This window comes from Pseudomonas bharatica CSV86 (assembly GCF_000319305.2).
Classification (GTDB): domain Bacteria; phylum Pseudomonadota; class Gammaproteobacteria; order Pseudomonadales; family Pseudomonadaceae; genus Aquipseudomonas; species Aquipseudomonas bharatica.
On the sequence record NZ_AMWJ02000002.1, the window covers coordinates 2,398,605 to 2,424,044 of the forward strand.

Genomic DNA, 25,440 nt, shown 5'->3' on the forward strand with positions numbered 1-25,440 from the left:
AGTCTGTTCGTGGATGAAAAAGACCCGGTGCCGCAACGACACCGGGCAGAAGAGAGGAGGGTTACGAGAGCGCAGCGACCACGGACATTTCAACGAGGATTTCCGGCTCGCAGAGCTTGCTCTGCACCGTCGCCCGGGCCGGAGCCACGCCCTTGGGCAGCCATTTGTCCCAGACCGCGTTCATGCCCTGGAAATCGGCATCGATATCCTTCAGGTAGATGGTCACCGAGAGCAGGCGGGTCTTGTCGGTACCGGCCAGGTCCAGCAGGCGCTCGATATTGCCCAGCGTTTCCCGGGTCTGCTGTTCGATCCCGGCGTTCATGTCGTTGCCCACCTGGCCCGCGAGATACACGGTGCCGTTATGGGCAACGATCTGGCTCATGCGTTCATTGGTGAGCTGGCGCTGGATTGCCATGCTTGGCGGTCTCCTGAGTGTATCCGTAACGGGAAATGTCGAGCCCTTCGGGGCTGATCTGCGGCTTTTTGCGCGCCATCAGGTCGGCCAGCAAGCGACCCGAGCCGCATGCCATGGTCCAGCCGAGGGTGCCATGACCAGTATTGAGGAACAGGTTGCGGAACGCTGTCGCGCCGACGATCGGCGTGCCGTCCGGGGTGGTCGGGCGCAGGCCGGTCCAGAACTCGGCCTCGCGCAGGTTGCCGCCCAAAGGATAAAGATCGTTGACGATCATCTCCAGCGTTTCGCGCCGGCGCGGGTTCAGCGACAGGTCAAAACCGGCGATCTCGGCCATGCCACCAACGCGGATGCGGTTGTCGAAGCGGGTGATGGCAACCTTGTAGGTTTCGTCGAGGATGGTCGAGGTCGGGGCCATGTCCGGGTTGGTGATTGGCACGGTCAGCGAGTAGCCCTTGAGTGGGTACACCGGCGCCTTGATGCCCAACGGCTTGAGCAGTTGCGGCGAGTAGCTGCCCAGGGCGAGCACGTAGCGGTCGGCGGTTTCCAGCTTGCCGTCGATCCACACGCCATTGATGCGATCGCCGGCGAAGTCGAGGCGCTGGATGTTCTGGCCGAAGCGGAACTCGACGCCGAGCTTGACGGCCATCTCCGCCAGGCGGGTGGTGAACAACTGGCAATCGCCGGTCTGGTCGTTGGGCAGGCGCAGGGCACCGGCGAGGATATCGGAGACGTTGGCCAAGGCCGGCTCGACCCGGGCGATACCGTCGCGGTCCAGCAGCTCGTAAGGCACGCCGGCCTGTTCGAGTACGGCGATGTCCTTGGCAGCGTTGTCGAGCTGGGCCTGGGTGCGGAACAGCTGGGTGGTGCCGAGGCTGCGACCTTCGTAGGCAATGCCGGTCTCGGCGCGCAGCTCGTCAAGGCAATCGCGGCTGTATTCGGACAGCCGGACCATGCGTTCCTTGTTCACGGCGTAACGGTTGGCGGTGCAGTTGCGCAGCAGCTGTGCCATCCACAGGTACTGGTCGATATCGCCGGTGGCCTTGATCGCCAGCGGCGCATGACGCTGCAGCAACCACTTGATGGCTTTCAGCGGCACGCCAGGCGCGGCCCAGGGCGAGGCATAACCTGGCGACACCTGGCCGGCATTGGCGAAACTGGTTTCCATGGCCACCGCCGGCTGGCGGTCGACCACAACGACTTCGAAACCTTGCCGGGCCAGGTAGTAGGCACTGGCGGTTCCGATCACACCGCTACCGAGTACCAGAACGCGCATGTTGTAAACCCTCGAGGCGGCGCACCGCACAATCTTGTGAATGGCATGGATGAGCGCAGTTTAAAAAACTAGAGGCAGTGCATTTCACTATATAAAAACCTATATTTGGCGAGAATTCTCGGCAAAGTCGGCTTTTACAAAGGGGCATCCACTATGAGAACCCAGCACCAAAGCAAGCGCGAGCTGGACAAGATCGACCGCAATATCCTGCGGATACTGCAAAGCGACGGGCGTATTTCCTTCACCGAGCTGGGGGAAAAGGTCGGCCTGTCGACCACCCCGTGCACCGAGCGGGTACGCCGGCTGGAGCGCGAGGGCATCATCATGGGCTACAACGCCCGGCTCAACCCGCAGCACCTCAAGGGCAGCCTGCTGGTGTTCGTCGAGATCAGCCTGGACTACAAGTCGGGCGACACCTTCGAGGAGTTCCGCCGGGCGGTGCTCAAGCTGCCCCATGTGCTGGAGTGTCATCTGGTATCGGGGGATTTCGACTACCTGGTGAAAGCGCGGATTTCCGAGATGGCGTCGTATCGCAAGCTGCTCGGCGACATCCTGCTCAAGCTGCCCCATGTGCGGGAGTCGAAGAGCTATATCGTGATGGAAGAGGTGAAGGAGAGCCTGAGCCTGCCGATTCCGGATTGATCTTGCGGGCCTCATCGCTGGCAAGCCAGCTCCACAAGGTCCGCGGCGACGCTGAACCTGTGGGAGCTGGCTTGCCAGCGATGAGGCCCGAAGCCTTCACACAAGCACCTGCCGGGTAGTGGCAATGAACTGATGCACCAGGCGCTCCGCCCCCGGGTCAATCATCTCCTCCGGCGCCCGCCCCCGCGGGCATGGCAAGCGCGGCGTGGTCCCGAACAACCGGCAGATCAACGGCCGTTCCTCATACACCGTGCACCCTTGCGGCCCCAGGTGCACACAGTTCAGTTCGGCCAGCGCCGCCTCCTGCTCCTCGGCACTCTTGCGCGGCAGCCGGGCCATTTCCTCGGTCGATGTGGTCACCGGCCCACAGCAGTCATGACAACCCGGCACGCACTCGAAGGACGGAATCTGCTCACGCAGAAATCGGATTTTGTGACTGTTGCAGGCCATGGAACGGAACCGCCAAAGGAAAGAAGGCCGCTATTTTGCCCGACGGTTGCCTGCGCCCGGAAGCACCACCTATGCTGCCCGCCTTTCTACCCATTACCCCGGGACGACACTAAATGCATACCGCTTCCTACTACGCCGCCAGCAGCGTCCCACAGCCGGACTACCTGCGGCTGGACGGCGAACAGCGCTGCGACGTCTGTGTGGTCGGCGGCGGCTATTCCGGCTTGAACACCGCCATCGAACTGGCCGAGCGCGGCTTCAGTGTGATCCTGCTGGAAGCACGCAAGATCGGCTGGGGCGCCAGCGGGCGCAATGGCGGGCAGTTGATACGCGGGGTCGGCCACGGCCTCGAGCAGTTCGAGCCGGTCATCGGTGCCGACGGCGTCAAGCAGATGAAGCTGATGGGCCTGGAGGCGGTGGAGATCGTCCGCCAGCGGATCGAGCGCCACGGCATTGCCTGCGACCTGACCTGGGGCTATTGCGACCTGGCCAACAAACCCCGCGAATTCGACGGCTTCGCCGAAGAGGCCGAAGCCCTGCGCGCCCTTGGCTACCGCCACGAACTGCGCCTGGTACCGCCGGAGCGGATGCATGACGTGATCGGCTCGGATCGATACGCCGGTGGCTTGATCGACATGGGCTCAGGGCACCTGCACCCGCTCAACCTGGCGCTGGGTGAAGCGGCCGTGGCCAGCGCGCTCGGCGTGCAGGTTTTCGAACAGTCGCCGGTCACCCGCATCGACTATGGTCCCGAGGTCAAGGTCCACACCGCCCAGGGCAGCGTCCGCGCCGCAACCCTGGTGCTGTGCTGCAACGCCTACCTCAATGACCTGAACCCCGTGCTCGGCGGCAAGGTACTGCCAGCCGGCAGCTACATCATCGCCACCGAGCCGCTGGACGAGGACCTCGCCCGGCAACTGCTGCCGCAGAACATGGCGGTCTGCGACCAGCAGGTGACAGTGGATTACTTCCGCCTTTCGGCCGACCGCCGCTTGCTGTTCGGTGGCGCGTGCCATTACTCCGGGCGCGATCCGCAGGACATCGGCGCCTACATGCGCCCGAAGATGCTCAAGGTGTTCCCGCAACTGGCGGATGTGCGTATCGACTTCCAGTGGGGCGGAATGATCGGCATCGGCGCCAACCGCCTGCCGCAGATCGGCCGCCTGCGCGAGCAGCCCAATGTGTATTACGCCCAGGCCTACGCCGGACACGGCCTGAACGCCACGCACCTGGCAGGGCGGTTGCTGGGCGAGGCGATCAGTGGGCGGGAGAGTGGGCGTTTCGATCTGTTCGCCCAGGTGCCGCATATCACCTTCCCGGGCGGGAAGCATTTGCGCTCGCCGTTGCTGGCGCTGGGGATGTTGTGGCATCGACTCAAGGCGCTGGTTTGAGCTCTTCAATGTTGCTGATGGCCTCATCGCTGGCAAGCCAGCTCCCACAGGTATCGCGTGCACCGCAGACCCTGTGGGAGCTGGCTTGCCAGCGATGAGGCCATCAAAAACGCCACAAGACTTCACTCGCGCCAGAACGGCTTGAGCCCCTCCTCCACCGCATCGGCCTTGCTCAACCCGATGTCCTTCAACTGCGCAGTCGTGAGTTCCAGCAACGCCTGTCGGGTTTTCCAGCGATGCATCCACAAGCGCACGGTGCCCATGAACCATGGCCCGCGCAGCCGGGCGTTGCGCTGCGCCCGCTCCACTTCGCTGCCATACAGTTTCAAGCGCACATCGCTCAGGCCGTTCATCGCGTCTTACCTCCAGGGTTTGTAAACCGTGAACACAGGATGCGCGTGTGGCGAAAGACATTACAGATTCAAACTATCGGAATTTTCTTCATACAGATTTCTACATTTCCTCTCTGAATGATGTATTTTTCCGAAATCTGTACTGGTTATTTCCTACAGCATTTTCCCGGAGTACGACCCATGACCCTGTACGTCAACCTCGCCGAGCTGCTCGGTGCCCGTATCGAACAGGGCCTTTATCGTCCCGGGGACCGCTTGCCATCGGTTCGGGCCTTGAGCCTGGAGCATGGGGTCAGCCTGAGTACGGTCCAGCAGGCATACCGCCTGCTGGAGGATAACGGCCTGGTGGCACCACGCCCGAAATCCGGCTATTTCGTGCCGCAGCACCGCACCCTGCCCGCCCTGCCGGCAGTCGGCCGGCCAGCCCAGCGGCCCGTGGATATTTCTCAATGGGAACATGTGGTGGAGCTGGTACGCAGCGTGCCGCGCAAGGACATTGTCCAGCTCGGCCGGGGCATGCCCGATGTCAACAGCCCGACCCTGAAACCCCTGCTGCGCAGCCTCGCCCAGCTCAGCCGCCGGCAGGACATGCCCGGCCTGTACTACGACACCATCAGCGGCACCCAGGCCCTGCGCGAGCAGGTCGCGCGGCTGATGCTCGACTCCGGCTGCACCATCGATGCCGCCGACCTGGTGATTACCACCGGCTGCCATGAAGCGCTGTCGGCCAGCATCCGCGCGGTGTGCGAGCCGGGCGACATCGTCGCGGTGGATTCGCCGAGCTTCCATGGCGCCATGCAGACCCTCAAGGGCCTGGGCATGAAGGCCATGGAAATCCCCACCGACCCGCTCACCGGCATCAGCCTCGAAGCCCTGGAACTGGCCCTGGAGCAGTGGCCGATCAAGCTGATCCAGGTGACGCCGAGCTGCAACAACCCGCTTGGCTACATCATGCCCGAGGCGCGCAAGCGTGCCCTGCTGAGCCTGGCGCAGCGCTTCGACGTGGCGATTCTGGAAGACGATGTGTATGGCGACCTTGCCTACACCTACCCTCGTCCGCGGACGATCAAGTCCTTCGACGATGACGGACGCGTCCTGCTCTGCAGTTCCTTCTCCAAGACCCTGGCTCCTGGCCTGCGCGTCGGCTGGGTGGCGCCTGGGCGTTACCTGGAGCGCGTGCTGCACATGAAGTACATCAGCACCGGCAGCACCGCGACCCAACCGCAGTTGGCGATCGCCGACTTCATCGAGGCCGGCCACTACCAGCCTCACCTGCGACGCATGCGCGCCCAATACCAGCGCGGCCGCGACCAGATGATCGACTGGGTAGCCCGCTATTTCCCCGAAGGCACCCGGGTCAGCCGGCCCCAGGGCAGCTTCCTGCTCTGGGTCGAACTGCCGGAAGAGTGCGACACCCTGAAACTGAATCGCCTGCTGCTCGAGCAGGGCGTACAGATCGCCATGGGCAGCATCTTTTCCGCGTCGGGCAAGCACCGCAACTGCCTGCGCATGAACTACGCGGCGCGGCCGACCCCGACCATCGAGGCGGCGGTGCGCAAGGTCGGGGAAAACGCCATTCGTCTATTGGGCGAGGAAGCGAAGCTCGGGTAACGTTTCGCTGTTTAACGCGGTCTACAGTTCAACTGCCCCGCGATCACGGAATCCACCCTTGACCCATCATCGGCTCCTGCCCCTTCTACTTGTCCTGTTGCTGAGCCTGGGCGGCTGCGCCAGCGTCAGCGTACCCCGCGACGTCAGCCAGGCGATCCCGGCCAGCGAATCGGCCTTCGGCCGCTCGGTGCAGCGCCAGGCCGAAGCCCATGAAGGGCGCTCGGGCTTTCGCCTGCTGCCCAACAGCAACGAAGCCTTCCGCGCCCGCGCCGAACTGATCCGCAATGCGCAAAGCAGCATCGACCTGCAGTACTACATCGTTGCCGACGGCCTCAGCACGCGGGCGCTGGTCCATGAATTGCTGGCCGCAGCCGACCGCGGCGTGCGCGTGCGCATCCTGCTGGACGACACCGCCGCCGACGGCCAGGACGGCCCGATCGGCGCCCTGGCCGCTCACCCGAACATCCAGATCCGCGTGTTCAATCCGCTGCAACTCGGGCGTGCCACCGGCGTCACCCGGGCCATGGGCCGGCTGTTCAACCTGTCGCGCCAGCACCGGCGCATGCACAACAAGCTCTGGCTGGTGGACAACAGCATGGCCATCGTCGGTGGGCGCAATATCGGCGACGCCTACTTCGACGCCGAGCCCAACCTCAACTTCACCGATATCGACCTGCTCGGCGTCGGCCCGGTGGCCGAGCAACTGGGGCACAGCTTCGACCAGTACTGGAACAGCGCCCTGAGCAAGCCCATTGGCGACTTCCTTTACAGCCAGCCCGACGCCGACGATCTGCGCGAAAGCCGCCAACGCCTGGAGCAATACCTGGCCGAAGCACGCACCCAGCGCAAGGCGCTGTACGACCGGCTGATGGCCTATCGGACCCAACCGCGCCTGGACACCTGGCGCAACGAACTGATCTGGGCCCACGGCCAGGCGCTATGGGACGCACCAAGCAAGGTCCTGGCCGACGACGAGCCCGATCCACAGCTGCTGATGACCCGGCAACTGGCGCCGGAGCTGAACGGGGTGCGCAAGGAACTGATCCTGATCTCCGCCTACTTCGTGCCCCGCGAGGAAGGCCTGCTGTACCTGACCAGCCGTGCCGACGCCGGGGTTCAGGTCGACCTGCTGACCAATGCCCTGGAAGCCACCGACGTCCCGGTGGTCCACGGCGGCTACGCGCCCTATCGCCGGGCGCTGCTGGAGCACGGCGTGAAACTCTTCGAATTGCGCCGCCAGCCCGGCGACCCGAGCCAACCGCGTTATGGCTTCAGCGGCGCCTCGGACTCCAGCCTGCACAGCAAGGCCATTGTCTTCGACCGCCAGAAAACCTTCATCGGCTCGTTCAACTTCGACCCGCGCTCGGTGCTGTGGAACACCGAGGTCGGAGTACTGGTAGACAGCCCCGAGCTGGCGCAATACACCCGCGACCTGGCGATCCAGGGCATGGCACCGGCGGTGGCATACCAGGTGGAATTGCGCGAAGGCAAGCTGGTGTGGGTGACCGAGGACAATGGCCAGCGGCATGTGCTGACCACTGAGCCCGGGGGGTGTGGCGAAGGTTCAATGCATGGATCGCCAAGGCGGTGGGGTTGGAGAAGATGCTTTAGGGTCGACGTCGATTCAATCCAGCCGCCAGCCTTCGTCGCCTTCGACCAGGGTGCCGCCGTGACTGGTGGTGTCACCCAAACGGGCGACGGCCTTGCCCTCGATCAGGGTGTCGGCCGAGCCGGTCTGGATGACCGCGCCGCAACTGATCGAATCGCCCACGCGGGCGATGGGCTTGCCGTCGAGACGGGCGTCGCTTGCGCCGGTGACAACGTGGCCAGGGCCGTGGATGGGGCAGCGGTGTTGATGGCCCAGCAGGACGACTGGTTTCATGGGTGGGTTTCCTTGGTCGAGCGAGCGGTTTTCAGGGTGCGGTCCTTGATTCCAGATCCATATTGGCGGGCCATTTGACTTTGGGGGCCAGCAGCAGGGCGGCGTTGTACCAAGGGATATCGTTGTGATCTTTCGGCGGACCGGGTGGCGGCAGGGCATCGGGGCCTTGCTGCATGTAGGTGCAGATGTAGGCCCAGGCATGGGCGTCGGCGCCCATGGTGGTAAGGGGGAAGCGGTCGATGACTTCGTTGGTGCCGGGTTTGACGATGGAGAGCACTACGCCGCCCTTGATGACGAGTCCGCCTTGAGCGGTTGCGCCGCGCTTCAGCCAGCGTTCGGCTCGGACTTGGGACCAGTCGTAGGCTACTGGTTCAACCCGCCAGCGTTCGAAGGGGTTCCACCAGCGGTAGTTGAAGTTGTAGGCGTAGATGCGATTGCGAGTGCGGTTGAAACGGAGCGGCAAGTCTCGCGGAGATGCTACATCGAGTTTCCAGAAGAGTGAGATTGACCAAGCTCCAAAGGATAAACAAAAAAGGAATACCATCCAAAGTTCGGCGTTGAGTCCCGCCCCAATGGAGGAGAAAAGCCATGTAAGAGCAACCATCAATATGCCCATACTCAGCGCAAACCATATCATTACGCCTCTGATAAGAGCCGATGCACGCGGAAGCTCAAGAAAAATATCACTTTGATAGTTGGGCACATCAAATCCGAGGGCCGGAAATACAACAGGAAGCTCGTCTGGGCGAGGCAGGTCCTCCCGCCAGCCTGAACAAGGCGGAATTAGTTCAGGTTTTCTCATACGGCTTACCACTTCGCTGGCCCAGGGATTTTGTCTTCTTTTACGATAAATCGGGCTACGCCTAACTCATCTCCTTTGTCTGGCCAATACGACACCTCAAGTTCCAGGGCGTGAAAGTCAAGAACACCCCAGTAAACAATCGAGCCATTGATCTCGAGCGTGTTGGACTCTACATCGTGTTTAACGACCGGAAGTGATGTTTTAGGGTCATAGCTTGGTCGCTTCCATGAAATTGGAGGTGGCAGAGGTTCTTCAGTCCCATCTGTCTGCCCTCTAGCGACTGTCCCTCCTGACGATTCACCTGGCCGGTACGCCAACAACGACCATTCATAGCGCGACTTGTTAGCGACATACCCGGGTAGGACAAATCTGTAGTCGATGGTTCCGCCTTGCCTTGGTACGCCGGGAGCCGGTCTATGGACGCGATAGGTCACATCAAGATCCGCTCTCAAGCCAAGCAGAGCAGCATTCAAAGCGCCAATTGCGGTGTCCGTGTCCTGCCATTCGGCCCATCGGCGATGCTCTATCGGTAAACCCCAGCGCGAGTGCCGAGCCCACAGCTCAAGTGGCTGCGACTCTTCTCCTTTCCCCCATACCGACAGCCCATAAGCAACAAACCCTGCAAGTACAGCGAATGCGAGCGGGACAAGTAGTACACCTGCTGCCCAAAGGGAGCCAGCAACTCCAAGTCCTGCGGAGCCTATTGCGAAAGCCGCCGCCCCTGTGTAGAGAAAACTTGCCTTCCTATCGCCTATCCCACGTGTGCGTCCAGCTGCCAACGCGTACTGAATCCCCTCCATAGCAGTGGCCACGGCCGCAATCGCACTGCCAAACTGCAGAATTCGCGACCCCACCCCGGCCTCCGCAGGCCCCTGAAACGTACGTACATTTATCTCCCAGCTAGGCCGAAACGCCTGAATCGTCCCCCCAACCAGCTCAACCCCCACCCGAGATTCCCCACCGACGCCGCCATGAACGCGGCCACCGCTTCGGGCCGTTCATCTCCAAACGCCTCAAGCATGTTCTTGTAGGTAGTGCGCAGCGCATCCTGCTGGAACCACAGGCTTCCCAAGGCCAGCCCCAGGTTGAAGGCGCCTTCACCGCCTCTCATGGCGGCACTGCGCATGCTGCTCATGGTCTCCCGCACGTAAAGGCGGGCGACGTCGGCATCGAGGCTCAGGTGACGGGTGAAATCCTGCATCCCGCCCTTGAGTGCCCCAGTGTCGATACTGACCGGACGCAGGGCATCATCGATGCCGTCGCCAACGCCGTCCCGCAGTTGCTCCAGACGCGCGCTCAGCTTTTCGGCGCTTTCCATCGTCCAGAGCTTTACGTAGATCAGCTTGTCATCCAGGTCTGCCAGCGCCGGGGTGAAGTGCCCGCTCAGCAGCATGGCCCGCACCTTGCCCGCAGCGGGGTTGCGGAATTTTTCGTTGAGCTTGTCGAGATAACGCTCGGTCCCTTCATAGAGCGTTTCATTGAGCAGCGTGAGGTACTCGCCCACCTTGAGCGCTACCGTGACCTGGGTGACCTCCACTCCGGAGAAGCGCAGCCAGGCCTCCCGGTGCAGATGCCCGACCAACGCCCGGGTGTTCTCGGAAATATGCTTGCCGAGGACGTTGCTGGCCGTGGCCGCACCACCGAGCAACTGGCCGGCGGCCGTTTTCACGGAGTCCCTCATCAACTTGGTGCCCTGTTCGGTCGTGATCAGGGTCTTGATGCCGTGATAGATCCGGGTCCGCTCATCGTCAACCAAGGACTTGTGGATCTGTTCGAACACGCCTGGATCCTTCGCGTGCAGGGCCTGATGGAGCAAGCTGCTCTGGTCCTCCAGTTGCTGCTTCCAGAGCTGCTGGGTGGACTCCAGCCTGTTCTCGTCGATAAGCCCGGTCGGCCCGCCGGAGAGACACTGGCCGATCAGGCAGATGAAGCCCATGACGGATTCGTCGTGGCGATCGATGTAGTCAAACCGGCTGGCCAGCCTGAACGCCGGGCTCTGGAAGTGCCGGACGTAGATCTCGCCGGCATCGTCGATAAGCCGTTGCCAGGCGGCGAGGGTGTTGTCGAATTCGCGCTGGAAGTCCGAACGGGCCTTTTCGTCGTAGCGGTCATCAAGGCGCTCGGCAGCCTCTTCCTGCATGCCTGGGGTCAAGCGCTCGGTTACCCCTTCGACATCGACCTTCGGCAGGACCGACTTAGCGGCAATATGGGTTTCGTTGCGGTAGCGGGCGTACTCGTCGCGTGCACTCGCTTCTGCTGCAGCCAGCTTTTCCGCTCTCTGCGCTTGAAACTCGCGAATCCCCAGCAATGCCTGCGACGTCAGGTGCTCGAAGCTCCGCTGCGGCTCGGCCCGCCATTCCAGCATCTGCTGGTAGCGCACCATGCGCTGGGCATTGCACTCCTGCACCATGCCGATCGGGTCGGGCAGCACCAGGGCCAGCACACCGTTGGGCAGCTTTTCCCGCTGGATCACCGTGCGCACATGGTTCCTCAGGGCGTTCAGGCGGTGATTGCGTCCGTAAAAGCCATGCACGCTGTAGAAGTCACCGGCCATGGGCTGGGCGTATTCGAGGACCTTCTCCATTTGCAGTTCATGTTCGGTCATCGCCAGGCCGATGCTGGCGGGGTCTTCGCGGGCGGTCTTGAGGTCAAGCTTGTAGAAGCGCTCCTCCAAGCTCATGCCGTCGACCGTACCGCCGCGCAGGTAACGAGTGAGTACGTGTTTCGGCCAGGGATCGTTGGCGATGGCCAGCCAGGCGGTGGTGTACTTCTTCGTATCGAAATTGATGAAGGAAGCAGGGATATCGTGGTCGTGCTTGATGCAGGCCATGCTCAGGGGCAGGGGTTCCTCGCGGGAGGTCTGGTACGGCGGCACCTGGCGCAGCGCCCCCTCGGGAGTGATCTGATAGGCCTGCCATTCCTTCCTGTCGAGCATGACGTAGAGGAAACCCCGGCGCAGGATGCGCGGCTGGCTGTCACGCAGGGGCACGGCCTTGACCTTGGGGTCACTGGCCAGCGGCAGTGCCTGGGTGTGCCAGGGCTCCGGGGCATAGGCGGCGCGCAGGGGCAGGACGGGCAGGCCGACACGCTCGCAGGCCCGGCAGGTGCGCAGGGGAATGGGCCGGGCCTCGCAGGTGGCCAAATGAAGCTCGGTGCTCATGAGTAGTCCTTTGCAAGAGGCAGGCTGTAGACGATCCGTTTCCAGGTTGCTTCGCTGTAGGTGGCGAAATGGCTTGGCAGGTCGAGGCTGCCGGCGCGGGCCTGGGAGATGGCCTGCTGGATATCCGGATGCTGCGGCAGAAGGGGGTGCATGAACACCCGGTGCAGGCTGAGGGAGATACGGTCGCTGCTGTTGTGGAGACCGAGTTGGCGGGCGTCGCGGATCAGGCGGAAGCCATGCACGCTGGCCTGCTCCGGCAGGATGCCAGGGCCTTTCCAGCGCCAGGGGGCAAAGCCTTCGTGGAATGTCAGGGCATGCCGCCAGATGCCCAGGAGTGCATTCACCTCAGGTGCCAGTTGCTGGGTTTGCCTTGCCCGCTCGGAAAGGTCCGGATCGCAGGCATACTCGGAGCTGCGCGCCACGGTGTAGGCACCCCAGCTGAGCGGCAAAAGCCAGTTCTGGATCGGACGCAATAAACAGCCCGCCTGCTTCTGCATCGCACACAACAGCAACTCCAGCCTCAGCGGTTCGAACCAGGCCGAAGAATCACCTGCCTCGTCGGCGGTGGTATAGCAACGGGCGGCGATATGAGCCGCGATGACCTCCAGCGGCTCCCGACTGGTCAGCCAGCCACAGATGTAGCGTTCGTCGTAGTTCAGGTCCCAGGCGGAATAGTCGGCGCTGAGGTCGAGATAATCCTTCGGCACCCCTTCCCCCGGCTTCGCCAACTGGATCAACGCCGGGCAGTGATCCAGTTCGTGGGACATATCCGGCCGCGGCACGCGGGTGACGGCTGCCTCGCCAAATGACCGGATCAGGGACGGCACGCTGAGTGGATGATCGAGCGCACATTCGGCCTGGCCATCCACCAGCAAGTAGAAGTAGTCGCCTGCGGTACGGTGTCGCCGTGCAAAGTCGATGACGGTTTCTTTGCTCATGGCCGGGGCTCCCTGCACTTCACCCCTTCTTCCTGCGCGACTTCGCTCGCCAGCACCAGGCTGTTGCCGGAGCCTCCGCCCGGCTTGGTCATCGGGCCGATAAGCGTGATCGCAATGCCGTCCAGGGTGATGCCTGACGCATCGATGCGCAGCGTGCCGCCCGGGCTCTTGATGACCACAGCCTCTGAGGAGTGGATTTCGTACACCTTGGTGTGCTGCGTGATGCGCTGGCCAGCCTGCAGATCAACCGTGCCCTGCACGCGCTGACCCAGATTGCCGCCGATCTCCACGCTGTGGTTGGCGGCGGTCTTGTCCAGACGGCTACTACCGACCTCTTCGGTCCGGTCCCCGGCGGTGCTGATGCTGTGGTTGCCACCGATGATCAGGTCATCGTCCTTGCCGATCTCATGGCGCCGGTTCTCCCCGATCAGCACCTGCTCGTCGTTGCCCACGGTGTTCTTGCGGTCGTGGCCAACGGTAAGGCTCTCGTCGTTATCCACCCGTTCGCTGCGGTCGTGCCCGATGTGGGTGGTTTCGTCGTTCCTGACCTCGTTCCTCTGGTTCCTCTGGGCATGGATGAACACCTCTTCCTGCCCGGCCTCGTCCTCGAAGCTCAGCTCGTTGAAACCATTGCCCTTGTGGGTCTGGCTCTTGAAGACCATTCGGGTCTTGTTTGCGGGCAGTTCGTAGGGCGGGCGCTGAAGTGCCGTCACGCACCGACCGGTGATCACGGGCTGGTCGGCATCCCCGTTCTGGTAGCTGACGATCACGCCCTGACCGATGCGCGGGATTGCCATATGCCCCCATAGCGCTCCGGCGATGCCTTGCGAAACCTGGATCCAGCAGGAGCTGTGTTCGTCGTTCTTGCCCACCCGGTCCCACGGGAACTGCACCTTCACCCGGCCGTATTCATCGCAATGGATTTCCTCGCCCGGCGGCCCCACCACCGTGGCCGGCTGCGGGCCGTCGATACGAGGTTTGGGCAGCGGTTCGGGGCGCCATTCGGCATCGTGTGGCACCAGGGTGGCGATGCAGGTGTAGTAGGTGCCGCAGTCGGCCCCGGCACTTTCCTCGGCCTGGCTGACGTACTGCTTGCCGCGGTGCTCCAGGCGCACCGGGCGCCAGCCGCGGTTCATGTTCTCGCGGGGGTGGCCGACCATGTCGAAGAACAGGCCCGGCACCAACCGAGCGTCGTCGCCCTCGGCAATGACCTGGCAGGCGTCACCGCGCAGGCCGAGCAGGCGGCTGCGGCTGAAGGCCTCGCCGGGCTTTTCTCCGCGGTAGCGACCGGGGTAGTCGTAGCGCTCGTAGTTGTCCGCCTGGTGCTCGAGGTCGGTGGCCTTGTACGTGCTCTGCTCGGTGTATCTCGGGTTCTTGAAGCTGTAGTCGCGCTGCACCTGGCGGGCGCTGCGCACGTTCTCGCTGTAGGTGAATCGGTGCAGCGCGGGGCCCGGGCGGTCGGCGCCGGGCTTGGGGTTGTATTCCACCGGCGGGCCGGGCTGCTTGCCGAAGATCCACAGGTAGTCGCAGTGGATCAGGCGATGGCCTTCCTCGCTGTGCAGAAAACCGTAGAAAAAGCCTTCCTCGCGCATGATGCGTTCGACGAAGTGATAGTCGGTGTCGCCGGCCTGCACGCAATACTCGCGCACAGTGTGGGCCTTGGCCGCGCGCAGTTCGTAGTCGAGGGTGAGGGCGTGCTTTTTCAGCATCACGTTGGCGATGTCGGGCACGCTGAGGGTCTGGAAGATGCGCCAGTCCGAGCACAGGCGCAGACGGGCCAGGCGCGGTTCGACCACAGCGCGGTAGCGCGTGCGGCGAAAGCCGGTTTCGCCCTGCTGGAAGGAACTCACCAAGCCATGGACATAGCGTACGGGCTGGCCGCCCTGCCAGAGGGTGAACAGCGCGGGGCGGTCGAGGATCTCGCCGAACTTCACGGCGGCATCGGTGCTGCTCAGGTCGACTTCGAGGCGAAAGGTTTCGGAGAGAGCCTCGGTGAGGTGGAATTCGACGACCTCGAATTCACCGGCTGCTGCGGTGAAGGTGAAGCGCAGATCGGATTGAACGGCCATGGCGGATGTCCCGGGGAACGAATTCCCCGGAATCCTGACTGCCGGCCAGCGGCTGAGATATAGGAAAAATCCTAAGCTAACGCGTGAAGCGTCCTTGCTTGCAAAAACACCTTTGCGCGATCAATCAGAGACGGCAACCGCCTCGAAAGCATTGGCCCGACGCGACAACAACACCAGGACCAGAGCCCCTACTGCCATGAACCACGGCAACGCATGCCCACTCAGCCACTGGCTCCCCGCCCCCGCCGCCAACGGCCCGATCAGGCAGCCAAGACCCCACAACTGCGCCACATGCGCGTTGGCCCGCACCAGCGCGTCATCGCGATAGCGCTCGCCGATGAGGATCAGCGACAGGGTGAACAAGCCACCGGCGCTGGCGCCGAACAACACCCACAGCGGCCAGATCAGCTGGGTTTGCAGGAGCAAGGGGATCATCAGGCTGGACACCGCCAGCGTCACCGCGCAACCACTGAACAAGGTGCGCCGGGACATGCGGTCGGCCAGGGCACCGATCGGCAGTTGCAGCACCGCATCGCCCACGACCACGGTACTGACCATGAACAGCGCGACTTCCGCAGTGAAGCCCTGTTGCAGGCAGTACACCGGCAGCAGGGTCAGGATCATTGCCTCGAATGCCGCGAACAGGGCAATCGCCCACGCAATCACCGGCAACTTCCGACAGAAGCCGAACAGGTCGAAGAAGGTCACGCTGGCCGCCTCGGTGCTCGGCGCACCGCCGCGCCCGAACAGCAGCAGCGGCGAGACAACCAGCAGGCCGACGCCGATCCAGAAACCGAGGTCGTCGTCCGAGCCCACCATGCCCAGCAACAAAGGCCCGGCCAGTTGGCTAAGGGCGTAGCTGCTGCCATACAGCGCCACCAGGCGGCCACGCCATTCCTCCACCACCAACTGGTTGATCCAGCTTTCGCCGAGGATGAATACGATGGTCAGGACCACGCCGATCAACAGGCGCAGCACCAGCCACACCGGATAGCTTGGCAACAGCGCCAAGGCACCGATGGACAGCGCGCCAGCCCACAGGCACAGGCGCATCAAGCCTGGGGTGCCGAAACGCGCCGCCAGGCGGCTGGCCAGGCTGGCGCCAAGCAATACGCCAATCGCCGGCATCGCTGCCATCACGCCGATGGCGAAGCTGCCGTACCCCCAGCCTTCCAGGCGCAAGGACACCAGCGGCATGCTGACCCCCAGCGCCAGGCCGACACTGAGCACAGCCGCCAATACGGCGAAGTAAGTCCCCCAACGCATCTCATCTCCCTCGAAGCATTTCCATACAGCACAGACGACACAGCCGGACCCGCCTGCTGGCAAGGTCCGGCTGCATGACCGGATCGAACTGACGCGGCCTTTCAGCCGCGCAGGGTGCTTACAGCTTGATCCAGGTAGCTTTCAGCTCGGTGTACTTGTCCAGTGCGTGCAGCGACTTGTCGCGGCCGTTGCCCGACTGCTTGAAGCCACCGAACGGCGCGGTCATGTCGCCGCCGTCGTACTGGTTGACCCAGACGCTGCCGGCACGCAGGGCTTTGGCGGTCTTGTGCGCCTTGCTGATGTTGGAAGTCCATACACCGGCAGCCAGGCCGTACGGGGTGTCGTTGGCGATGGCGACGGCTTCTTCGACGGTGTCGAAGGTGATCACCGACAGCACCGGCCCGAAGATCTCTTCCTTGGCGATGCGCATGGCATTGGACACGCCGTCGAAGATGGTTGGTTCGACATAGGTGCCGCCGGTCTCTTCGAGGATGCGCTTGCCGCCAACCAGCAGCTTGGCGCCGTCGGCGTGGGCGGACTCGATATAGCCCAGCACGGTGTTCAGTTGCTGGGTGTCGACCAGGGCGCCGACGGTAGTCGCCGGGTCCAGCGGGTTGCCCGGTTTCCAGGCTTTCAGGGCCTCCAGGACCATCGGCAGGAACTGGTCCTTGATCGAGCGCTCCACCAGCAGGCGCGAGCCGGCGGTGCAGACCTCGCCCTGGTTGAAGGCGATGGCGCTGGCAGCGGCTTCGGCGGCGGCCTTCAGGTCAGGCGCGTCGGCAAAGACGATGTTCGGGCTCTTGCCGCCAGCTTCCAGCCACACGCGCTTCATGTTCGATTCGCCGGCATAGACCATCAGTTGCTTGGCGATCTTGGTCGACCCGGTGAACACCAGGGTGTCCACATCCATGTGCAGGGCCAGGGCCTTGCCAACGGTGTGGCCATAGCCAGGAAGGACGTTGAGCACGCCAGCCGGGATGCCGGCATCCACCGCCAACTGGGCGATGCGGATGGCGGTCAGTGGGGATTTTTCCGACGGTTTCAGGACCACGGAGTTACCGGTGGCCAGGGCCGGGCCGAGTTTCCAGCAGGCCATCAACAGCGGGAAGTTCCACGGTACGATGGCGCCAACAACGCCCACTGGCTCGCGGGTGACCAGGCCGAGCTGGTCGTGCGGGGTTGGGGCGACTTCGTCGTACACCTTGTCGATGGCCTCGCCGTTCCAGGCCAGGGCATTGGCAGCACCCGGGATGTCGATGGTCGAGGAGTCGCCGATCGGCTTGCCCATGTCCAGGGTTTCCAGCAGCGCCAGCTCTTCGACGTTTTGCTTGAGCAGGCCGGCGAAGCGGATCAGGGTGGCCTTGCGCTTGGCCGGAGCCATGCGTGACCAGACGCCGGACTCGAAGGTAGCGCGGGCATTTTCCACGGCGCGCTGGGCGTCGGCTTCGTCGCAGCTGGCGATGTGCGCCAGCAGGCGACCATCCACCGGGCTGATGCATTCGAAGGTCTGGCCGGAAGCGGCCGCGGTGTATTCGCCGTTGATGAAGGCACGGCCTTCGATCTTCAGTTGCCGGGCACGCTCTTCCCAATCCGCACGCGTCAGGGTGGTCATAGCAAACTCCTCTTGTTGATGTGCAGCGTCGCACGAGAGGTCGTCGACACTGTCAGAAAATTCCGCCGGAGCTGTCATCGCTCTACAGCATCCGACACCCTAAACTACTGGGACCCGGATTATCAATATATTTGACATTAAGCTGCCAAAAGCCTAGTCATGTTCATTTTATTTAACAATCAGGTGAACCCGCGCCATGAACATCCAGCAGATCATTGATTTTGCTCAGGTCCTGACCGAAGCCGAGCGCTACCGTCCTGCCGCTGAAAAGATCCTCAAGGGCAACCCCGAGCAAGCGGTCTATAACCACTATTCCAGCCCGTGCGGGCAGTTTGCGGCGGGCGTATGGGAAGGCGAGGTCGGGCAATGGACGGTCAACTACACCGAGCATGAATATTGCGAAATCGTTCATGGCGTTTCGGTTCTGCGCGATGAGCAAGGTGAGGCCAAGACCTTGCGCGCTGGCGACCGCTTCGTCATTCCTGCGGGTTTCAAAGGCACCTGGGAGGTGCTGGAGCCGTGCCGCAAGATCTACGTGATGTTCGAGCAGAAGTAGATATGTAGCGCATGGCAGGGTGTGCGCTCCGGGATCATGGCCTTGTCCATCCGGACATCCACCTACAAGGAAGAAAAAGACATGACCAATGAAGAAGCAAAAGCTGCCCTGGCCAAGCTGATCGGCTGCGAATACACCGAAGCCATCAAGGCCGAGATCACCAGGCTGACCGGACGTGTCCTCGTCGTCGGCCCGAACGAGCCGCACACCAAGGAAATCAACAACGCGCGCATCCAGGTGTTGACCGACGACAAGGGTGTAATCACCGGCGTCTGCTTCGGCTGATCTTGCCTCGCAACAAAACGCCCGGTGCCATTTGGCACCGGGCGTTTTTGTTTTTTTGCGTCAAATCCCGGACACCCGGGACACAGGCATAAAAAAAGGGGTATACGGATTTAATGGTTGATGGGGCACCTTCACCCCATCAATCTGATACCACCCTCAGATGGTTGATAGATCGACTCCGTAGTTGAGTTCCTCTGCGAAGTCCGGCAGTCCGTAACCGATGGTTTTCTTGTAGAAAGGAGAGACCTTCGCAGTCGGTGCCTTCTTCTTGTGCTTCGTGGTGTAGAGCATTCGTGCCCGCATCACCTCGAAGGAGTAACCGCGCCCTTCACGGTTCTTGTCCTTGGCCAGTCGGTTGATGGACTCCGTGTAAGCGTTGGTGACGGGCATGTCCGTCTCGAAGTAGGTCATGGTCTCTTCGCGCCAGTTTCCCACTGCCCTGACCAGATCGCTCCAGACTTCCTTTTGGCCCTTCGGGATGGTGGCTATCCACTCGTCCAGGGCGGCTTCTGCCTGGAGCCGTGTGGTGGCGTCCCAGATGCCGTAGAAGCGCTCCTTGTGCTCGTAGGCGGCCAGCAGTTGCGGGAACGCGCCTGTCCAGGTCTCCATGATGAGGCGCTCCCGGTCTGAGACTTCGTGAGCGCGTTTCAGCAGGATTTTCCGGTCTCCCTTGAGAGTCCGGCTCTGGGACGGTTTCAGCTCCTTTCTGAGGCCCTTGCGCACTCTCTCTAGGGCATCGTTGGCCATGCGCACCACATGGAACTTATCGACCACGATACGGGCCTGGGGCAGCACAGCCTTGACCGCTGCCCGGTAGGGGTTCCACATGTCCATGCTGACGATCTCGACCTTCTGCCGGTCTTTCAGCTTCATCAGGTAGTTGGTCACCACGTCCTGGCGGCGGGTGGCCAGCAGGTCGAGCAGGGTTCGCTCCTCAATGTTGGTCAGAATGCAGCGGTAGCGCTTGTTCAGGTATAGCTCGTCAATGCCCAGGATGCGGGGCGTCTCGAAGCGGTGCCAGCGCCCCAGGAACTCGGCGCGGGCGTTGAAGATGTCGCGCACCGTCTTCTCGTCCAGGCCGGTCTGTGCCGCCACAAAGGTGTAGGGGTGGTTGAAGGATTCCTTCTCCACGTACTCATGCAGCCGCAGTGTCATACGGAATCCGTCCACCATCTCCGGTAGCTGGGGCCTGAATGTTGTCTTGCAGGCCCGGCAGGTGTATCGGCGGCGGACCACCCAGAGAGTGACCCGCTTGCCGTGGATGGGCAGATCACGATAGGGAACGTCACGCTTGCCGAACCGTACGAACTCACCCTGCACGCCGCATTCCTCGCAGGCGATGGGATCGGGCACGTCCACCTGGAAGTGCATTTCGTCGTCGGTTGATTTGCAGCCCAGTACTTGGTATTGCGGCAGGTGAAGGATGTTGTCGGGAAGTTCGGTCATGGTGTTGTATAGGCGTAGGTGTCAGTCAGATCCATCCGACTCGGCATTGGTGTTTGCTTTTTTACCCAACAAGCTGCTGGAAACGAAAAGTAAGGCACCGAGGACAATTGCAATATCAGCCAGGTTGAAGGCCGGCCAATGCCAGTCTCGCCAATAGAAATCAAAGGAATCCACAACATAGCCGCGAAAGACCCGGTCAATCAGGTTGCCCATGGCGCCACCGAGGATAAGACTGTAAGCGATGGCTTCTCCTTTATGACGATTTTCAAGGATCAGCTTGATCAGAAAAATCGAGACCACTACCGCGATTCCGATAAAAAAGTAGCGCTGCCAGCCTCCACCATTCGCAAAAAGACTGAATGCGGCACCGGTGTTCCATAGGTGCACCCAGTTAAAGAACGGGGTCACCGAAACATACTCGCCATAGGCCATTGATTGCTGCACCAGCCACTTTACAGCCTGATCAGACGCTGCCAGCAGGCCCGATATGGACAATAGGGCATACGGCGAGAGCTTTTTGCCAATAATGAGCATTATTTAACCCTTCAACGCCAAAATGCGTCTGGCACCGTTAAGTACAATGCCCCCGCGATGGTGCCGATAATCAGATCCGGATAATTGGAACCGGTCCACGCGACCAGGGCGCCGGCGGTGATGACCCCCAGGTTGATCACCACGTCGTTGGCCGAGAATATCCAGCTTGCCTTCATGTGCGCCCCGCCTTCCCGATGTTTGGATATGAGCAGCAGACAACTGGTATTGGCAATCAATGCGACGAATGCGATAGCCATCATCACCAGCGATTCAGGCTCACTACCGAATACAAAGCGTCTCACCACCTCTACGAGCACGCCCACAGCCAAGATCAGTTGCAGTACACCAGCAAGATGCGCGGCACGTACCTGCATTTTCACGCTATGTCCAACCGCATAAAGGGCAAGCCCGTACACCGCCGCATCGGCAAAATTGTCCAGGGATTCTCCAATCAGGCCGGTGGACCGGGCGATCAGACCGGCAGTCATTTCCACCACGAACAGAAGTGCATTGATGCCGAGCAACCAGCGCAGGGTCCCGGATTCTTGCTTAGCAGAAGCTGCCGAAAACTCGGCGGCCTTGATGGTCTCCGGATTTGCAGCGACGGTTTCCTGAAGCGAGGCGCCTAGCCCCAAGGTCTTCAGTTTCGAGGTGACGGGCTCGACCTCGCCGTCATGCACGACCTTCAGCCGGCGGTTCGACAAGTCGAAGGACAGCGCCCGAATCTCCTCAAAGCCGTTCAGGGCTAGGCGAATCATTCGTTCTTCTGATGGACAGTCCATCTTCGGCACGGCATAAACACTGACCCATCTCCCTGGCGCCTCGGAGGAGGCCTGTATATCGGTATCCGCTGCGGACGTTGCATCACCGCCACAGGCGCCACCACAGGATTTGCTCATGATACGACTCCACTTGAACAATGTTGTGGTACCATTTAAAACTATAAAGCTACTATAAGGTCAATAGAGTAAAGAATCCGTTGGGGAGGAGGCTGATGCGCATTGGTCAGTTGGCGCAGTTGGTAGGGGTCGAAACACAGACGATCCGCTTCTATGAACAGCAGGGCTTGTTGCCGCCGCCTGATCGGCAGGACAACGGTTACCGTGTCTATACCGAGAAGCATGGTGAGGGGCTGGCCTTCATCCGTCGCTGCAGAATCCTGGGCCTGTCACTGGCTGAGATTCACGAACTACAGAGCTATGAGGACGACCCTCATCAGCCTTGTACCGCCGTCAACGCCTTGCTCGATGATCACATCTCTCATGTGCGGTCGCAGATAACCGCTCTGCAAGCGCTTGAGAAACAACTCGTTTCACTGAGAGCGAGTTGCAACGATGACCGGGAAGTTGAGGCGTGTGGGGTTCTTGCTGGAATTAGCGAAGGAAACATGCACCAGCAGTAGGTGAAGCATCAACCAGATAATCCGATGAGATGCCGGTCTGTCTCACTCTCATGCAAAGGTAAGATCAACCATTTAATCCGCTTACCCAAAAAAAGCCCGTATCCGGAAGATACGGGCCTTTCCCGAAAACCAGACCAATTACTTGATCTTGGCTTCCTTGTACATCACGTGCTTACGGACGACCGGATCGTATTTCTTGATCTCGATCTTGTCCGGAGTGGTGCGCTTGTTCTTGTCGGTGGTGTAGAAGTGGCCAGTACCGGCGCTCGACACCAAACGGATCAGTTCACGCATGACGTTCTCCCTTAGACCTTGATGCCGTTACGGCGAATGTCGACCAGAACGGCATCGATGCCGCGCTTGTCGATGATACGCATGCCCTTGGCGGAAACGCGCAGACGCACGAAACGCTTCTCGGACTCGACCCAGAAGCGGTGATGCTGCAGGTTCGGCAGGAAACGACGACGGGTTTTGTTGTTTGCGTGGGAAATGTTGTTCCCGGTTACTGGACCCTTACCAGTAACTTGACAGACTCTCGACATGCCTCAGCCCTCTAAAACCACATGCCCAACCCGGCATGGGTTGGCCGCTTAATCTCTCAGTTTCTGGCGCCAGGCGCCGTGATTCTTCGGGGTCTTACCGGCTACACCCGAGGATGCTACACACCGGGCCCCTAGAAAAGAGCGCTGCTTTATACCAGAAAGACCAGAGCACAACAACAAACAATATCACTGCACCCTGTACCGCCCGGGCCCGCACGGCGTGGCAAACGGGCTGCACGGCAGTTTACCGCTCGTCGTGCGATTCGTTGAAAAAGATGTTGGCGATTTGTAATCCGGGGCACTAGGGTAGGTCTTTTCCAGACTGCACTGGCAGATGGGTCGTCGTTCAGCCTAGGAGTTATCATGCGCCCCGCCGTTCTATCCCTGTTGCTCGCCTCCCTGCTCGGCCCTGCCATGGCCCAGGCCGCCGCCCTCAGCGTATGCACCGAAGCCAGCCCCGAAGGCTTCGACGTGGTCCAGTACAACTCGCTGACCACCACCAATGCCTCGGCCGACGTGCTGATGAACCGCCTGGTGGAGTTCGACGCAGCGACCGGCAAGGTGGTGCCGAGCCTGGCCCAGAGCTGGACGGTATCCGACGACGGCCTGACCTGGGAATTCAAGCTGCGGCCCGAGGTGAAGTTCCATACCACCCCATACTTCAAGCCAGGCCGCACACTGAACGCCGACGACGTGCTGTTCAGCTTCCAGCGCATGCTGTACCCGGCGCACTCCTGGCACAAGATCGCCCAGAGCGGCTTCCCCCATGCGCAATCGCTGCAACTGCCCGACCTGATCAAGCAGATCGACGCCCCGGATCCGCTGACCGTGCGCTTCACCCTGAGCCACCCGGACGCCACCTTCCTCGCCACCCTGAGCATGGGCTTCGCCTCGATCTATTCGGCTGAGTATGCCGATCAGTTGCTCAAGGCAGGTACCCCGGAAAAGCTCAACAGCCAGCCGGTGGGCACCGGGCCGTTCGTCTTCAACCGTTTCCAGAAGGATGCGGTGGTGCGTTATCGGGCCAACCCGGACTACTTCAATGGCAAGCCGGCAGTCGATCCGCTGATCTTCGCCATCACCCCGGACGCCAACGTGCGCCTGCAAAAGCTGCGACGCAACGAATGCCAGATTGCCCTTTCGCCAAAGCCGCTGGACCTCGCTGCAGCAAGCGAGGACGCCAACCTCAAGGTGGAAAAGACCGAAGCGTTCATGACCGCCTTCGTCGCCATCAACAGCCAGCACCCGCCGCTGGACAAGCCGGAAGTGCGCCAGGCGATCAACCTCGCCTTCGACAAGGACAGCTACCTCAAGGCCGTATTCGAAGGCACGGCAGTCACTGCCAACGGCCCGTTCCCGCCGAACACCTGGAGTTATGACAAGTCGCTGCCGGGCTACCCGACCAACCTCGACAAAGCCCGCGATCTGTTGAAGAAAGCCGGCCTGCCCGACGGTTTCAGCACCACGATCTGGACCCGTCCGTCCGGCAGCCTGCTCAATCCCAACCCGAGCCTGGGCGCGCAGTTGTTGCAGGCAGACCTGGCCAAGGTCGGGATCAAAGCGGAAATCCGCGTCATCGAGTGGGGCGAGCTGATTCGTCGGGCCAAGGCTGGCGAGCATGATTTGCTGTTCATGGGCTGGGCGGGCGACAACGGCGACCCGGACAACTTCCTCAGCCCGCAGTTTTCCTGCGCTGCGGTCACCTCCGGGACCAACTTCGCGCGCTATTGCGACTCGCGCCTTGACCAGCTGATCAGCGCCGGCAAGACCACCACCGACCAGAGCGTACGCAGCCGCCTGTACCAGCAGGCCCAGGCGCAGATCCAGCAGCAGGCCCTGTGGCTGCCGCTGGCCCACCCGACCGCTGCGGTGCTGCTGCGCAAGGATGTGGAGGGCTACCAGGTGAATCCGTTCGGGCGGCAGGACTTTGCCGGGGTGAAGGTAGAGAAATAGCGGGTTATCTCCTGTGTCTGATCGGGCCTCATCGCTGGCAAGCCAGCTCCCACAGGTTTTGCGGCGCACGCGGTCACTGTGGGAGCTGGCTTGCCAGCGATGAGGCCATCGGCAACACCTCAGGACGGGTTACTGAAGAAACACCCCGCTCCAGCATCGACAACGGCTCGCCGTCGCCGATGATGAAGTGATCGAGCACGCGCACCTCGATGCTTTCCAGGGCATCCACCAGCCGGTGGGTCAGGCGGATGTCGGCCTTGCTCGGCTCGGGGTTGCCGGAAGGATGGTTGTGACACAGGATCAACGCCGCCGCGTTGTAGGCCAGGGCTCGCTTGACCACCTGGCGCGGATACACCGTGGCGCTGTCGATGGAGCCACGGAAAAGGATTTCGAAGCCTAGCGGCCGGTGCTTGGTGTCGAGGAACAGGCAGCCGAACACCTCGTTGCGCTCATGCCGCATCTGCGCCTTCAGGTAGGTGCGCACCGCCTCCGGGCGCTCCAGCGCCGAACCCCGCTGCAGGGTTTCGCCCAGGTGCCGACGCGCCATTTCCATCACCGCCTGCAACTGGGCGAACTTGGCCGGGCCGAGGCCCTGCCCCTGGCTGAAGCCACGCTGATCCGCCTCCAGCAGCCCGCGCAGGCCGCCAAAGCGCTGCAGCAGTTCCCGGGCCAGGTCCACCGCGCTTTTTCCACGTACGCCGATGCGCAGGAAAATGGCCAGCAATTCGGCGTCCGACAGGTTTGCCGCGCCCCGTTCCAACAGCTTTTCCCTTGGCCGTTCCGCCGCAGGCCAGTCCCTGATGCTCATCGCAAATCCCTCTGTCTGTCCGTTACTGCTTCCGGCGCTCTTGCTGGAAG

The 25,440-nt window shown here is 61.9% G+C and carries 22 protein-coding genes and 3 pseudogenes; 8 read left to right on the forward strand and 17 right to left on the reverse strand.

The annotated features are described in order from the left end of the window. Window positions 1-61 precede the first annotated feature (61 nt). Together CSV86_RS24850 and dadA are read right to left on the reverse strand one after the other, a co-directional pair. Window positions 62-415, reverse strand: a complete 354-nt coding sequence (locus CSV86_RS24850; protein ID WP_009396595.1) for a RidA family protein — start codon at window positions 413-415, stop codon at window positions 62-64. Continuing rightward, on the reverse strand, window positions 387-1,688 hold the full coding sequence (dadA, locus tag CSV86_RS24855; RefSeq protein WP_009396596.1) for a D-amino acid dehydrogenase: 1,302 nt from the start codon (window positions 1,686-1,688) through the stop codon (window positions 387-389). The genes CSV86_RS24850 and dadA overlap by 29 nt, the downstream gene beginning before the upstream one ends. 153 nt (window positions 1,689-1,841) lie before the next feature. Here dadA and dadR point away from each other — a divergent pair, with 153 nt between their 5' ends. Continuing rightward, the gene (dadR, locus tag CSV86_RS24860) at window positions 1,842-2,330 is read left to right on the forward strand and encodes a transcriptional regulator DadR (RefSeq protein WP_009396597.1); all 489 of its coding nucleotides are present in this window, start codon (window positions 1,842-1,844) and stop codon (window positions 2,328-2,330) included. Between the two features lie 96 nt (window positions 2,331-2,426). On the opposite strand, the gene CSV86_RS24865 is transcribed toward dadR, so the two are convergent. Beyond that, the gene (locus CSV86_RS24865; protein WP_009396598.1) at window positions 2,427-2,780 is read right to left on the reverse strand and encodes a YkgJ family cysteine cluster protein; all 354 of its coding nucleotides are present in this window, start codon (window positions 2,778-2,780) and stop codon (window positions 2,427-2,429) included. Between the two features lie 113 nt (window positions 2,781-2,893). Between CSV86_RS24865 and CSV86_RS24870 the strand changes: the two genes are divergently transcribed. After that, window positions 2,894-4,171, forward strand: coding sequence for an NAD(P)/FAD-dependent oxidoreductase (locus tag CSV86_RS24870; RefSeq protein WP_009396599.1), 1,278 nt, complete (start codon window positions 2,894-2,896; stop codon window positions 4,169-4,171). 122 nt (window positions 4,172-4,293) lie between these two features. Here CSV86_RS24870 and CSV86_RS24875 read toward each other — a convergent pair whose 3' ends face one another. Then, entirely contained in the window at window positions 4,294-4,524 is a 231-nt protein-coding gene (locus CSV86_RS24875; protein WP_009396601.1) for a DUF1127 domain-containing protein, read from the reverse strand. A gap of 180 nt (window positions 4,525-4,704) precedes the next feature. Between CSV86_RS24875 and CSV86_RS24880 the strand changes: the two genes are divergently transcribed. Together CSV86_RS24880 and CSV86_RS24885 are read left to right on the forward strand one after the other, a co-directional pair. Further along, entirely contained in the window at window positions 4,705-6,135 is a 1,431-nt protein-coding gene (locus CSV86_RS24880) for an aminotransferase-like domain-containing protein (protein WP_167654038.1), read from the forward strand. A 58-nt stretch (window positions 6,136-6,193) separates the two neighbouring features. Further along, window positions 6,194-7,746, forward strand: a pseudogene (locus CSV86_RS24885) (phospholipase D family protein). Window positions 7,747-7,759: 13 nt separating this feature from the next. On the opposite strand, the gene CSV86_RS24890 reads toward CSV86_RS24885, so the two are convergent. The 7 genes from CSV86_RS24890 to CSV86_RS24920 all read right to left on the reverse strand — a co-directional run bounded on the left by CSV86_RS24890 (window position 7,760) and on the right by CSV86_RS24920 (window position 17,864). Continuing rightward, window positions 7,760-8,017: a PAAR domain-containing protein gene (locus CSV86_RS24890; protein ID WP_009394708.1), complete on the reverse strand. Its 258-nt coding sequence runs from the start codon at window positions 8,015-8,017 to the stop codon at window positions 7,760-7,762. Between the two features lie 31 nt (window positions 8,018-8,048). After that, window positions 8,049-8,819 carry a DUF6708 domain-containing protein gene (locus CSV86_RS24895; RefSeq protein ID WP_240160550.1) on the reverse strand — a complete coding sequence of 257 codons (771 nt, stop codon included), beginning with the start codon at window positions 8,817-8,819 and terminating at the stop codon, window positions 8,049-8,051. Window positions 8,820-9,708: 889 nt separating this feature from the next. Beyond that, window positions 9,709-11,979: a T6SS effector BTH_I2691 family protein gene (locus CSV86_RS24900; RefSeq protein ID WP_240160551.1), complete on the reverse strand. Its 2,271-nt coding sequence runs from the start codon at window positions 11,977-11,979 to the stop codon at window positions 9,709-9,711. After that, a complete protein-coding gene (locus CSV86_RS24905; RefSeq protein ID WP_009394713.1) occupies window positions 11,976-12,917 on the reverse strand; it encodes a hypothetical protein in 942 nt (313 codons plus the stop codon). The genes CSV86_RS24900 and CSV86_RS24905 overlap by 4 nt, the downstream gene beginning before the upstream one ends. Beyond that, window positions 12,914-14,986 (reverse strand): type VI secretion system Vgr family protein, encoded by a 2,073-nt coding sequence (locus CSV86_RS24910; protein WP_170395035.1) that lies wholly within the window; start codon window positions 14,984-14,986, stop codon window positions 12,914-12,916. The genes CSV86_RS24905 and CSV86_RS24910 overlap by 4 nt, the downstream gene beginning before the upstream one ends. A 120-nt stretch (window positions 14,987-15,106) precedes the next feature. Next, window positions 15,107-16,252 carry an MFS transporter gene (locus CSV86_RS24915; protein ID WP_009395874.1) on the reverse strand — a complete coding sequence of 382 codons (1,146 nt, stop codon included), beginning with the start codon at window positions 16,250-16,252 and terminating at the stop codon, window positions 15,107-15,109. A gap of 118 nt (window positions 16,253-16,370) precedes the next feature. Then, window positions 16,371-17,864, reverse strand: coding sequence for an aldehyde dehydrogenase (locus CSV86_RS24920; RefSeq protein ID WP_009395875.1), 1,494 nt, complete (start codon window positions 17,862-17,864; stop codon window positions 16,371-16,373). 196 nt (window positions 17,865-18,060) lie between these two features. Between CSV86_RS24920 and CSV86_RS24925 the strand changes: the two genes are divergently transcribed. Beyond that, complete coding sequence (locus tag CSV86_RS24925) at window positions 18,061-18,420, forward strand: cupin domain-containing protein (protein ID WP_009395876.1); 360 nt, start codon at window positions 18,061-18,063, stop codon at window positions 18,418-18,420. Window positions 18,421-18,501: 81 nt separating this feature from the next. Further along, window positions 18,502-18,705 carry a hypothetical protein gene (locus CSV86_RS24930; protein WP_009395877.1) on the forward strand — a complete coding sequence of 68 codons (204 nt, stop codon included), beginning with the start codon at window positions 18,502-18,504 and terminating at the stop codon, window positions 18,703-18,705. 156 nt (window positions 18,706-18,861) lie between these two features. On the opposite strand, the gene CSV86_RS24935 is transcribed toward CSV86_RS24930, so the two are convergent. From CSV86_RS24935 to CSV86_RS24945, 3 genes and pseudogenes are all read right to left on the reverse strand, one after another. After that, the gene (locus tag CSV86_RS24935) at window positions 18,862-20,151 is read right to left on the reverse strand and encodes an ISL3-like element ISPpu12 family transposase (RefSeq protein WP_004574636.1); all 1,290 of its coding nucleotides are present in this window, start codon (window positions 20,149-20,151) and stop codon (window positions 18,862-18,864) included. 21 nt (window positions 20,152-20,172) lie between these two features. Beyond that, on the reverse strand, window positions 20,173-20,685 hold the full coding sequence (gene lspA / locus CSV86_RS24940; RefSeq protein ID WP_003821921.1) for a signal peptidase II: 513 nt from the start codon (window positions 20,683-20,685) through the stop codon (window positions 20,173-20,175). A 3-nt stretch (window positions 20,686-20,688) separates the two neighbouring features. Continuing rightward, window positions 20,689-21,584, reverse strand: a pseudogene (locus CSV86_RS24945) (cation efflux transmembrane domain-containing protein). A 95-nt stretch (window positions 21,585-21,679) separates the two neighbouring features. On the opposite strand from CSV86_RS24945, the gene cadR reads away from it, so the two are divergent. After that, window positions 21,680-22,087 (forward strand): Cd(II)/Pb(II)-responsive transcriptional regulator, encoded by a 408-nt coding sequence (gene cadR, locus CSV86_RS24950; protein WP_009403731.1) that lies wholly within the window; start codon window positions 21,680-21,682, stop codon window positions 22,085-22,087. 138 nt (window positions 22,088-22,225) lie between these two features. Here cadR and rpmG read toward each other — a convergent pair whose 3' ends face one another. Beyond that, window positions 22,226-22,381, reverse strand: coding sequence for a 50S ribosomal protein L33 (gene rpmG, locus CSV86_RS24955; RefSeq protein WP_003242516.1), 156 nt, complete (start codon window positions 22,379-22,381; stop codon window positions 22,226-22,228). Window positions 22,382-22,392: 11 nt separating this feature from the next. Next, on the reverse strand, window positions 22,393-22,629 hold the full coding sequence (rpmB, locus tag CSV86_RS24960) for a 50S ribosomal protein L28 (protein WP_037058999.1): 237 nt from the start codon (window positions 22,627-22,629) through the stop codon (window positions 22,393-22,395). Window positions 22,630-22,992: 363 nt separating this feature from the next. On the opposite strand from rpmB, the gene CSV86_RS24965 reads away from it, so the two are divergent. Next, window positions 22,993-24,582, forward strand: a complete 1,590-nt coding sequence (locus CSV86_RS24965) for an ABC transporter substrate-binding protein (protein WP_009395879.1) — start codon at window positions 22,993-22,995, stop codon at window positions 24,580-24,582. A gap of 142 nt (window positions 24,583-24,724) precedes the next feature. Here the strand turns inward: CSV86_RS24965 and radC are convergent. Next, window positions 24,725-25,390, reverse strand: a pseudogene (radC, locus tag CSV86_RS24970) (RadC family protein); the annotation flags it as partial. Window positions 25,391-25,440 lie beyond the last annotated feature (50 nt).